At 53.9% G+C, this 11,801-nt stretch carries 11 protein-coding genes; all 11 read left to right on the top strand.

The features are described 5' to 3' along the window. Positions 1 to 105: 105 nt before the first annotated feature. A complete protein-coding gene (gene pyrH / locus ACRDCA_RS01670; protein ID WP_021179910.1) occupies positions 106 to 831 on the top strand; it encodes a UMP kinase in 726 nt (241 codons plus the stop codon). Positions 832 to 957: 126 nt separating this feature from the next. Continuing rightward, positions 958 to 1,515: a ribosome recycling factor gene (gene frr / locus ACRDCA_RS01665; RefSeq protein ID WP_025120880.1), complete on the top strand. Its 558-nt coding sequence runs from the start codon at positions 958 to 960 to the stop codon at positions 1,513 to 1,515. Between the two features lie 156 nt (positions 1,516 to 1,671). Then, positions 1,672 to 2,868 (top strand): 1-deoxy-D-xylulose-5-phosphate reductoisomerase, encoded by a 1,197-nt coding sequence (gene ispC / locus ACRDCA_RS01660; protein ID WP_438688030.1) that lies wholly within the window; start codon positions 1,672 to 1,674, stop codon positions 2,866 to 2,868. 370 nt (positions 2,869 to 3,238) lie between these two features. Further along, on the top strand, positions 3,239 to 3,997 hold the full coding sequence (ispU, locus tag ACRDCA_RS01655; protein ID WP_438688029.1) for a (2E,6E)-farnesyl-diphosphate-specific ditrans,polycis-undecaprenyl-diphosphate synthase: 759 nt from the start codon (positions 3,239 to 3,241) through the stop codon (positions 3,995 to 3,997). A gap of 9 nt (positions 3,998 to 4,006) precedes the next feature. After that, a complete protein-coding gene (gene cdsA, locus ACRDCA_RS01650; protein WP_438688028.1) occupies positions 4,007 to 4,855 on the top strand; it encodes a phosphatidate cytidylyltransferase in 849 nt (282 codons plus the stop codon). A 32-nt stretch (positions 4,856 to 4,887) separates the two neighbouring features. After that, positions 4,888 to 6,243, top strand: coding sequence for a sigma E protease regulator RseP (gene rseP / locus ACRDCA_RS01645; RefSeq protein WP_438688027.1), 1,356 nt, complete (start codon positions 4,888 to 4,890; stop codon positions 6,241 to 6,243). Positions 6,244 to 6,278: 35 nt separating this feature from the next. Further along, the gene (bamA, locus tag ACRDCA_RS01640) at positions 6,279 to 8,702 is read left to right on the top strand and encodes an outer membrane protein assembly factor BamA (RefSeq protein WP_438688026.1); all 2,424 of its coding nucleotides are present in this window, start codon (positions 6,279 to 6,281) and stop codon (positions 8,700 to 8,702) included. Between the two features lie 163 nt (positions 8,703 to 8,865). Beyond that, entirely contained in the window at positions 8,866 to 9,363 is a 498-nt protein-coding gene (gene skp, locus ACRDCA_RS01635) for a molecular chaperone Skp (protein WP_021179917.1), read from the top strand. A 4-nt stretch (positions 9,364 to 9,367) separates the two neighbouring features. Then, positions 9,368 to 10,390 (top strand): UDP-3-O-(3-hydroxymyristoyl)glucosamine N-acyltransferase, encoded by a 1,023-nt coding sequence (lpxD, locus tag ACRDCA_RS01630; RefSeq protein ID WP_438688025.1) that lies wholly within the window; start codon positions 9,368 to 9,370, stop codon positions 10,388 to 10,390. Positions 10,391 to 10,551: 161 nt separating this feature from the next. Further along, complete coding sequence (gene fabZ / locus ACRDCA_RS01625) at positions 10,552 to 11,007, top strand: 3-hydroxyacyl-ACP dehydratase FabZ (protein ID WP_021179919.1); 456 nt, start codon at positions 10,552 to 10,554, stop codon at positions 11,005 to 11,007. A 3-nt stretch (positions 11,008 to 11,010) separates the two neighbouring features. Further along, positions 11,011 to 11,799, top strand: a complete 789-nt coding sequence (gene lpxA / locus ACRDCA_RS01620; RefSeq protein ID WP_438688024.1) for an acyl-ACP--UDP-N-acetylglucosamine O-acyltransferase — start codon at positions 11,011 to 11,013, stop codon at positions 11,797 to 11,799. Positions 11,800 to 11,801: the final 2 nt, after the last annotated feature.

The raw sequence follows: 11,801 nt of genomic DNA, 5'->3' as shown, positions 1-11,801 counted from the left end.
GGCTCCATTTTATCCAGCCAGAGAAACGCCGATGGCGGGCCCCCAGTGCTCAATCTAATCGGTTGAAAACCCCAATACTATTACTGCTTCTTAGGACAGAACACCATGGCAACCAATGCAAAACCCGTTTATCAGCGTATCCTGCTCAAACTGAGTGGCGAGGCTCTGCAAGGTGCAGAAGGCTTCGGGATCGACGCTAGCGTTTTGGATCGCATGGCTCAGGAAGTGAAAGAGCTGGTCGAGCTGGGCATCCAGGTCGGTGTAGTTATTGGCGGTGGCAATCTTTTCCGTGGTGCAGGTCTGGCGCAAGCCGGCATGAACCGCGTAGTGGGCGACCACATGGGAATGCTGGCTACCGTGATGAACGGTCTGGCTATGCGTGATGCACTGCACCGTGCCTATGTGAACGCCCGCCTGATGTCAGCCATTCCGTTGAATGGCGTGTGTGATAACTACAGCTGGGCAGAGGCGATCAGCCTGCTGCGTAACAACCGCGTGGTGATCTTCTCCGCCGGTACGGGTAACCCGTTCTTTACCACCGATTCTGCGGCCTGCCTGCGCGGGATTGAAATTGAAGCCGATGTGGTATTGAAAGCGACTAAAGTGGATGGTGTATACTCCGCTGACCCGGTGAAAAACCCGGATGCTACGCTGTACGAACAGATCACCTATCAGGACGTGTTGGAACGTGAGTTAAAAGTGATGGATCTGGCGGCGTTTACGCTGGCCCGCGACCATGGCTTGCCGATCCGCGTATTCAACATGAACAAACCAGGCGCACTGCGTCGCGTGGTGATGGGTGAGAACGAAGGTACGCTGATCACCAAATAACGGCTGTTTGGCCAAATTTCGAAGGAGCGGGTAACGCCAGGCGTTGTGTGCTCCTGTTGAGTAAAATTCACGGGCTATACTTATCAGTACTGCCTGCCAAGTAACCAGCTTCCAAGGGTTCGCAACGTGATTAATGAAATTAGAAAAGATGCTGATTCACGCATGGAAAAAAGCGTCGAAGCATTCAAAACCCAAATCAGCAAGATCCGTACTGGCCGTGCTTCTCCAAGCATCCTGGACGGCATCATGGTGGAATACTACGGTTCAGCCACGCCGCTGCGCCAGTTGGCCAACGTCACGGTAGAAGATTCCCGTACGCTGGCGATCAACCTGTTTGACCGTTCTCTGGGTCAGGCAGTAGAAAAAGCCATCATGTCTTCCGATCTGGGCTTGAACCCAAGCTCGGCTGGCACCGTGATCCGTGTTCCGCTGCCTCCGTTGACGGAAGAGCGCCGTAAGGATCTGATCAAAGTGGTACGTGGCGAAGCCGAGCAGGGCCGTGTGGCCGTGCGTAACGTGCGCCGCGATGCCAACGATAAAGTGAAGGCGCTGCTGAAAGACAAAGAAATCAGCGAAGATGAAGATCGCCGTTCACAGGACGACATCCAGAAAATGACCGATGCCTACATCAAACTGCTTGATGCCGCATTGGCCGATAAAGAAAAAGAACTGATGGATTTCTAATCTCCATCGCTTTGAAATAGAGCGTCGCCTTGGCGGCGCTTTATTTTTTGTGGTGCAGATCCCGTTTTATCGTACGTACAGCGCGTAAACCAGCCGTGATGCAAGTTACACTGTGGTGTATCTCCGATCTCATCACGCAGTGATTCAGAGCAAATCATGAAGCAACTGACAATTCTGGGGTCCACCGGTTCTGTGGGCACCAGCACCCTGGCCGTGGTCAGGGAAAATCCCGACCTATTCGCCATCAAGGCACTGGTAGCCGGCCGCAATGTGGCGGTTATGGCGCAGCAGTGTATCGAGTTCCGCCCAAGCTATGCAGCAATGGCGGATGAGCAGGCTGCCAACGAGTTACGTGCCATGCTGGCAGAAAACGGTGTGAAAACCGAGGTGCTGGCGGGTGAAAAGGCGGCCTGTGAGCTGGCCGCACTAGACGACGTCGATCAGGTGACTGCCGCTATTGTCGGAGCCGCCGGGCTGTTGCCCACCTTGGCCGCCATTCGTGCTGGCAAGCAGGTGCTGCTGGCGAACAAAGAGTCGCTGGTGACCTGTGGTCGCCTGTTTATGGACGCGGTGCAAAAGAGCCAGGCGCAGCTGCTACCGCTGGATAGTGAGCACAACGCCATCTTCCAAAGCCTGCCTGAGAGCATCCAGCGTCAGCTGGGATACAGCTCGCTGGAGGCCCACGGCGTTTCGCGCATCGTGCTGACCGGTTCCGGTGGTCCGTTCCGTACCACGCCAATGGAACAGTTTGCCAGCATGACGCCGGATCAGGCCTGTGCACATCCCAACTGGTCGATGGGGCGCAAGATCTCGGTGGATTCCGCCACCATGATGAACAAGGGGCTGGAGTATATCGAGGCTCGCTGGTTGTTCAACGCCTCGGCCGAGCAGATGGAAGTCATCCTTCATCCGCAGTCGGTGATCCACTCCATGGTGCGCTATGCCGATGGCAGCGTACTGGCTCAACTGGGTACGCCGGATATGCGTACGCCTATCGCCCATGCCATGGCTTATCCACAGCGTGTCAATTCCGGGGTGGCGGCGCTCGATTTCTGCCGCATCGGCGCGTTGACCTTCTCTGAGCCGGAGCGTGAGCGCTATCCTTGCCTGTATTTGGCGATTGATGCCTTCGATGCCGGGCAGGCGGCGACCACCGCGCTCAACGCGGCTAATGAAATTGCCGTCGCGGCATTCTTGCAGCAACAAATTCGTTTCACTGATATTTCTACCGTGAACCAAAAGGTTGTTGAATGTATGGTGCTGCCAGAGCCAACCAGTATTGAGATGGTGCTGGAGATTGATCGCCAGGCGCGAGAAGTGGCTAGCGGTTTGGTTCGTAACCTCCGGGTCTAATCCCTTGAACGGGCCAGTTAGCGGGCAAATTCGCCTTTGCTACATTGTCTGAATTTGCTTGTAAACTAGCCAGGCCGCCGCTGGGCCGTTTGTTCAGGTTGCACGGAGGTGTTATAGTCTGTGCCATAATTACCGGTTATACCGTTGAATAATGGCCGGATTGGCAACCCTGTTTCACTGACCAACGCGGCCAATAGGGCTGTGCCAAGCCAGATGAAGAGGGGAATTGACGTCAATCTTTCCCGGGAGCCCCTAGGGGCACAAGGCGGGCAGACTGCAAAGCTGTGTCAGGCACACGGCTTTTTTTGCGCGTAAGGCCCGATATTCCGGCAAGGCTAGGGTGTTTCTACCGAGGAAATAAGTACGAGTTATGTCGTCCGCAAATCAACAAGAAGCCAGTCTTTCTGCCCATGGGCCACGCCATGTCGCGATTATTATGGACGGCAATGGGCGCTGGGCTAAACGCCAGGGCAAGTTACGTGTCTTCGGTCATAAAGCAGGGGTGAAATCGGTTCGCCGTGCGGTCAGTTTTGCCGCCAGTAACCATTTAGATGCACTCACGCTTTATGCCTTCAGCAGCGAAAACTGGAACCGCCCGGCGCAGGAAGTCTCGGCGCTGATGGAGCTTTTTGTCCGCGCACTGGACAGCGAAGTAAAAAGTCTGCATAAACATAATGTCAGGTTGCGCGTGATCGGCGATATCAGCCGTTTCAGCGCACGTTTGCAAGAGCGTATCCGTCGCTCGGAACAACTGACAGAAAATAACGATGGCCTGACGCTTAACGTTGCCGCCAACTACGGTGGTCGTTGGGATATTATTCAGGGAGTGAGGGAACTGGCCGAGCAAGTGCAGCAAGGTACGCTGCGCGTGGATCAGATCAGCGAAGAGTTATTGGGCGAGCGCGTCTGCATGAGCGATCTGTCTCCGGTGGATCTGGTGATCCGTACCGGCGGCGAACATCGCATCAGTAACTTTTTGTTGTGGCAAATTGCTTATGCCGAGCTTTACTTTACTGATGTACTCTGGCCAGATTTTGATGAACTTGTCTTTGAAGGTGCGCTGAATGCATTTGCACAACGCGAGCGTCGCTTCGGGGGAACAACACCTATCGATGCCAATGCGTCCTAGGGGGAACTTTTGCTGAAGTCTCGCATCATAACGGCTCTGATTTTAATTCCGATAGTTATCGCCGCGCTGTTTTTGCTGCCGCCGATGGGCTTTGCCCTGGTAACTCTCGCTGTGTGCATGTTAGCCGCCTGGGAATGGGGGCAATTGGCTGGCTTTGCTGCCCGCCCCCAACGTATCTGGCTGGCGATATTATGCGGCTTCCTGTTGGCGCTGATGATGCTCAGCCTGCCTGCCTACCATCAGTCTGTGCACCAATTGCAGATCGCGGGCCCGTTGTGGCTTTCGCTTGGCTGGTGGCTGGTAGCCCTGTTGCTGGTGCTGTTCTATCCAGGTTCGGCGGCGCTGTGGCGTAATTCGCGCACTTTACGGCTGGTCTTTGGCCTGTTGACCATCGTGCCGTTTTTCTGGGGCATGCTGGCACTGCGTCAGTTTGGCTACGAAGAGAATCATTTTACCGGTGCCTGGTGGTTGCTGTACGTTATGCTGCTGGTCTGGGGCGCAGATTCCGGCGCCTACATGTTCGGCAAGCTGTTTGGCAAACACAAGCTGGCCCCGAAGGTCTCCCCGGGCAAAACCTGGGAAGGGCTGATCGGCGGGTTGGTGACGTCTGCCGTGATTTCATGGCTATTTGGCCGCTATGCACCGCTGAACGTGGTGCCTATGACCCTGTTGGTCTGTTCGGTGATTGCGGCGTTGGCTTCGGTATTAGGCGATCTGACGGAAAGCATGTTCAAACGTGAAGCCGGTATCAAGGACAGTGGTCATCTGATCCCGGGGCACGGTGGTATTCTGGATCGTATCGATAGCCTGACCGCAGCGGTACCGGTATTTGCCTGCTTGATGCTGTTAGTGTTTTAATCCGTCATCGGCGGGGGGAGTAAAGGGATTCTATGGTCAGCGTACTCTGGAACTTGGTCGCGTTTATTATCGCTCTGGGTATATTGATCACCGTGCATGAGTTCGGGCACTTTTGGGTGGCCCGCCGCTGTGGCGTCCGTGTGGAGCGTTTTTCTATCGGCTTTGGCCGGGCACTGTGGCGTCGCACCGATCGTCAGGGCACCGAATATGTCATCGCCATGATCCCCCTTGGCGGCTATGTCAAAATGCTCGATGAGCGCGTTGAAACGGTCGCTCCCGAGCTGCGTCATGAGGCGTTCAACAATAAAACCGTCTGCCAGCGCGCTGCAATTGTCAGTGCTGGCCCCATTGCCAATTTCCTGTTTGCCATTCTTGCCTATTGGATCGTTTTTATCATCGGCGTGCCGAGCTACCGCCCGGTTATCGGTGAAATTACTCCGCAATCCATTGCTGCCCATGCTGAAATTTCTCCAGGAATGGAACTTAAGTCCGTTGACGGTATCGAAACGCCTGATTGGGAATCCGTTCGTCTGGCGTTGGTGACCAAAATCGGTGATCCACAAACCGAGGTGGAAATTGCCCCGTTTGGTACGACACAAAAGGTGAGCAAGACCCTGGACTTGCGCCACTGGAGCTTTGAGCCGGACAAAGAAGATCCCGTACGTTCTTTAGGCATGATCCCGCGTGGTCCGCAGATTGAATCCGTGCTGGCTGAAGTCCAGGCCGGGTCGGCTGCGCAAAAGGCAGGTTTACAAGCGGGGGACAGGATCGTTAAAGTCGATGGTCAGCTACTTGGCCGTTGGGTTACGTTGGTAAAGCGGATCCATAATGCTCCCGGGCAACCGCTGGTTTTAGGGATCGAAAGAAACGGCGCCCCCTTGTCTTTAACGCTGATACCAGATACAAAGCCGGTGGGAAAAGACAAAGCGGTGGGGTTTGCCGGGATTATACCCAAAGTTATCCCTCTGCCGGATGAGTACAAGACCATCCGTCAATATGGGCCGTTCTCCGCGCTGTATCAGGCGGGGGACAAAACCTGGCAGCTGATGCACCTTACGGTCAGCATGGTAGGTAAATTAATTACCGGTGATGTGAAGCTGAACAACCTGAGTGGCCCGATTTCCATTGCACAGGGAGCAGGGGCATCAGCAGAGGTGGGTTTTGTGTATTATATGATGTTTCTGGCGTTGATTAGCGTCAACCTAGGGATCATCAACCTATTCCCATTACCGGTATTAGATGGTGGGCATCTTCTCTTCCTGGCGATAGAAAAGCTGAAGGGGGGGCCAGTTTCTGAGCGTGTACAGGACTACAGCTACCGCATTGGTTCGATCTTGCTGGTACTGCTGATGGGTCTTGCACTTTTCAATGATTTTTCTCGTCTTTAGGGGCGGGGACAGGTTAGGAAGAACGCATAACAACGATGGCGATGAAAAAGTTGCTCATAGCGTCGCTGCTGTTTGGCAGCGCCACCGTATACGGTGCAGACGGGTTCGTAGTGAAAGATATTCATTTCGAAGGCCTGCAACGAGTCGCCGTCGGTGCGGCGTTACTCAACATGCCGGTTCGCGTAGGCGATACCGTCTCTGATGATGATATCGGTAATACCATCCGTGCCTTGTTTGCCACTGGCAACTTCGAGGACGTTCGCGTGCTACGCGATGGTGATACGCTGATTGTTCAGGTTAAGGAACGCCCTACCATTGCCAGCATCACTTTCTCCGGTAACAAATCGGTGAAAGATGACATGCTCAAGCAAAACCTGGAAGCCTCTGGCGTCCGGGTTGGTGAAGCACTCGACCGCACCACCTTATCCAGCATTGAAAAAGGGTTGGAAGACTTCTACTACAGCGTCGGTAAATACAGCGCCTCGGTGAAAGCCGTGGTCACGCCGTTGCCGCGTAACCGTGTGGACCTGAAACTGGTGTTCACGGAAGGGGTTTCTGCCAAGATTCAACAAATCAACATTGTCGGCAACCATGCCTTCACCAACGATGAGCTGATCGCGCACTTCCAACTGCGTGACGATGTGCCGTGGTGGAACGTAGTGGCCGATCGCAAATACCAGAAGCAGAAACTGGCGGGTGACCTTGAAAGCCTGCGCAGCTTCTATCTGGATCGCGGTTATGCCCGTTTCAATATCGATTCGACGCAGGTCAGCCTGACGCCAGACAAAAAAGGCATCTATATCACCGTTAACATCACCGAAGGCGATCAGTACAAGCTTTCCGGCGTGGTGGTGAATGGCAGCCTGGCCGGTCATTCGGCTGAAGTGGCCCAGTTGACCAAAATCGAGCCGGGTGAGCTGTTTAACGGCACCAAAGTGACCAAAATGGAAGATAACATCAAGAAGATGTTTGGCCGTTATGGTTACGCCTATCCGCGCGTACAGACTCAACCTGAAATCAACGACACGGATAAAACCGTGAAGCTGCACGTCAACATCGACGCGGGTAACCGTTTCTATGTGCGTCGCATCAAGTTCGAAGGCAACGACACCAGTAAAGATTCCGTTCTGCGCCGCGAAATGCGCCAGATGGAAGGGGCGTGGCTGGGTAACGATCAGGTCGAGCAGGGGAAAGAGCGTCTGAACCGTCTGGGTTACTTCGAGACGGTCGATGTTGAAACCCAACGCGTACCAGGCTCCGCCGATCAGGTTGATATCACCTACAAGGTGAAAGAGCGTAACACCGGGACACTGAACTTTGGTGTCGGTTACGGTACCGAAAGTGGCGTCAGCTTCCAGGCGGGCGTGCAGCAGGATAACTGGCTGGGTACTGGCTACTCCGTCGGCATCAGCGGCACCAAAAACGACTACCAGACCTATACCGAGCTGTCGGTCACCAACCCGTACTTCACCGTTGACGGTGTGAGTCTGGGTGGCCGTATCTTCTACAATGACTTTAAAGCGGATAACGCCGATCTGTCAGACTATACCAACAGCAGTTACGGTGTAGACGGTACGCTGGGCTTCCCGATCAACGAGAACAACTCGCTGCGTGCCGGCCTGGGTTATGTGCATAACTCCCTGTCCGAAATGCAGCCGCAGATCGCCATGTGGCGCTATCTGAACTCGATGGGTGATTATCCTAATTATACCGATCGTGCGAGTTTCAAGGCCGATGACTTCACGCTGAACCTGGGCTGGACCTATAATAATCTGGACCGTGGCTACTTCCCTACCCAGGGTAACCGCACCACGTTCAATACCAAGATAGCCATACCGGGTTCTGACAACTCTTACTACAAGATGACGTTGGACACCGCACAGTATATGCCGATCAACGACGACAAGACCTGGGTGTTGCTGGGTCGTGGCCGTCTGGGCTATGCCGATGGGTTGGGCGGTAAAGAAATGCCGTTCTATGAGAACTTCTATGCGGGTGGTTCAAGTACCGTTCGCGGCTTCCAGTCCAATACCATTGGTCCAAAAGCCGTGTACTACAACTCCAACTCGTATTCTTGCCAGTATTCACCAGGCACCACGACCAATCAGCCGATTTGTAACTCGGATGATGCGGTAGGTGGTAATGCCATGGCGGTGGCAAGTATGGAACTGATCACACCAACGCCGTTCCTCAGCGAGAAATACGCCAACTCGGTGCGTACATCGCTGTTTATCGATGCCGGTACCGTGTGGGATACCCACTGGGAAAACACCGATCAGACGCTGATGTACGGGGTGCCAGACTACAGCAAGGCGAGCAACATTCGCGTGTCTGCCGGTCTTGCGCTGCAGTGGATGTCTCCACTGGGGCCGTTGGTCTTCTCCTATGCGGATCCGATCAAGAAATACGACGGCGACAAGTCGGAGCAGTTCCAGTTTAACATCGGTAAAACCTGGTAATAACCGGTTTCACTGCTGGGCATAACGGTTCAAGAATCGCAAATGCCAGGCTTAAATCAGTGCATAGCGAGAGAAATCTCATTGTGTAATGTGCCAAGTCTGGCAGATTGTGTACTTTCAAATGTGTCATGTGACACAAACGGGTGATGGTAAGGAGTTTATAGTGAAAAAGTGGTTATGTGCCGCAGGCCTCGGTTTAGCAATGGCTGCTTCAGCAGGCGTTCAGGCAGCTGACAAGATTGCTGTTGTAAACGTTTCTAGCATTTTCCAACAGCTGCCAGCTCGTGAAACCGTAGCCAAGCAATTGGAAAGCGAATTCAAAGGCCGCGCAAGCGAACTCCAGAACATGGAACGCGATCTGCAAACCAAAATGCAGAAACTGCAGCGTGATGGTTCTACCATGAAAGCCAGCGATCGCACCAAGATGGAAAAAGACGTGATGGCTCAGCGTGAGCAGTTCTCTCAGAAAGCGCAGGCTTTCGAGCAGGACAATCGTCGTCGCCAGATGGAAGAGCGTAACAAGATCCTGAGCCGTATTCAGGATGCTGTGAAAGCCGTTGCCAGCAAAGAAGGCTATGACGTCGTGATCGACGCCAACGCAGTGGCTTACGCAGGGACTTCTAAAGATATTACTGCAGACGTGCTGAAACAGGTTAAATAATCACATGCCTTCAATTCGACTGGCTGATTTAGCGCAGCAGTTGGATGCACAATTGCACGGTGATGGCGATCTCGTCATCACCGGCATTGCTTCTATGCATTCCGCACAGCCTGGCCAAATCACGTTTTTGTCAAACAGCCGCTATCAAGAGCAGCTGTCTTCCTGTCAGGCGAGTGCCGTAGTGCTCACCGAAGCAGATTTACCACACTGCCGTAGCGCAGCGCTGGTGGTTAAAAACCCTTACCTGACCTATGCGCGTATGGCGCAGTTGATGGACACCACGCCGGCACCGGCAGCAGATATCGCGCCAAGCGCGGTGATCTCTCCAGAAGCCAAGCTTGGGCAGAACGTTGCCGTTGGCGCGAATGCGGTTATCGAATCCGGCGTCGAGCTGGGCGATAACGTGATCATCGGCCCGGGTTGCTTTATCGGCAAACGGGCACGCATCGGCGCGGGTACGCGTCTGTGGGCCAACGTCACGATTTATCATGAAGTGGAAATCGGCCAGCACTGCCTGATCCAATCGGGAACGGTGATTGGTGCGGACGGCTTCGGCTACGCCAACGAGCGTGGCAACTGGATCAAGATCCCGCAGCTCGGTACGGTGATCATTGGCGATCGCGTGGAGATTGGTGCCTGTACCACCATCGATCGCGGCGCGTTGGATAACACCCAGATTGGGAATGGTGTTATCATAGATAACCAGTGTCAGATTGCACACAACGTCGTGATTGGCGAGAATACCGCCGTCGCGGGTGGTGTGATCATGGCCGGCAGCCTGAAAATCGGCCGCTATTGCCAAATTGGTGGCGCCAGCGTGATCAATGGTCACATGGAGATCGCCGACCAGGTAGTTGTCACCGGGATGGGAATGGTTATGCGACCAATCACCGAACCTGGGGTATACTCCTCTGGCATTCCGTTACAACCCAACAAAGTTTGGCGTAAAACTGCGGCGTTGGTGATGAATATCGATGAGATTAGCAAGCGCTTGAAAGCTGTCGAACGAAAAGTCGGCAAAGACTAATCACCACGACCCGTTATGCTGGGTATAAAACGAAACGCGTTGGCTATGATGCCAAAAGCGCAAAGAGTTGTTAATTTGCGGCCTGCCTGATGATCCCCTTTTTGGGTTCACCGCAGGCCGTGTTGTTGATGCCATCAGTTTTTAGAGACAGGAAGAGTATTTTGACTACTGACACTCATACTCTAGATATTGCAGAAATTCTGGAACTGCTCCCTCACCGTTATCCATTCTTGCTGGTTGACCGTGTACTGGATTTCGAAGAGCATAAATATCTGCGTGCAGTGAAGAACGTATCCGTTAATGAGCCGTTTTTCCAGGGGCATTTCCCTGGTAAACCGATTTTTCCAGGCGTGCTGATTTTGGAAGCCATGGCTCAAGCCACGGGTATTCTGGCATTCAAGAGCGTGGGTAAACTGGAACCGGGCGAACTGTATTATTTCGCCGGTATTGACGAAGCTCGCTTCAAGCGCCCTGTGGTGCCTGGCGATCAGATGATTATGGAAGTCACTTTCGAAAAAACCCGTCGTGGTCTGACCCGCTTTAAAGGCGTGGCGACCGTTGATGGAAAAATTGTCTGCGAAGCAACCATGATGTGTGCCCGCAGCCGGGAGGCATAATCCGTGATTGATAAAACCGCCTTTATCCATCCTAGTGCGATCGTTGAAGAAGGCGCCGTCATCGGCGCTGGTGCGCATGTAGGTCCCTTCTGCTACGTCGGCTCCCAGGTGGAAATCGGCGCGGGCACGGTGCTGAAATCGCATGTGGTGGTGAACGGTATCACCAAGATTGGCCGTGATAACGAGATCTATCAGTTTGCCTCTATCGGCGAAGTGAATCAGGATCTGAAATACGCTGGCGAACCGACCCGGGTTGAGGTCGGTGATCGCAACCGCATTCGTGAGAGCGTCACCATTCATCGCGGTACCGCACAGGGCACGGGCCTGACCAAAGTGGGTAATGACAACCTGCTGATGGTTAACGTACACGTTGCTCATGACTGTGTGGTGGGGAATTCCTGCGTACTGGCCAACAATGCTACGTTGGCTGGCCACGTGGAGATCGACGATTTTGCCATCATTGGTGGCATGACCGCGATCCACCAGTTCTGCGTGATTGGTGCCCATGTGATGGTCGGTGGCTGCTCCGGCGTGGCTCAGGACGTACCGCCTTTTGTCATCGCGCAGGGTAACCACGCGACGCCATTCGGTGTGAACGCCGTAGGCCTGAAACGCCGTGGTTTTGATAAGGATGAGATGCAGGCGATCCGTAATGCCTACAAAATCCTCTATCGCAGCGAGAAGACCTTCGACGAGGCTAAAACCGAGATCGAGGCCCTGGCGCAACAACAGCCAGTGGTGCAGCAGTTTCTCGATTTCTTTGCCCGTTCCACCCGCGGGATCATTCGCTGAGT

Source organism: Serratia sp. (in: enterobacteria) (assembly GCF_051654945.1).
Taxonomy (GTDB): domain Bacteria; phylum Pseudomonadota; class Gammaproteobacteria; order Enterobacterales; family Enterobacteriaceae; genus Chania.
The sequence above is the reverse complement of the archived record's forward strand: the minus strand, read 5'-3'. Positions and strand labels throughout refer to the sequence as shown.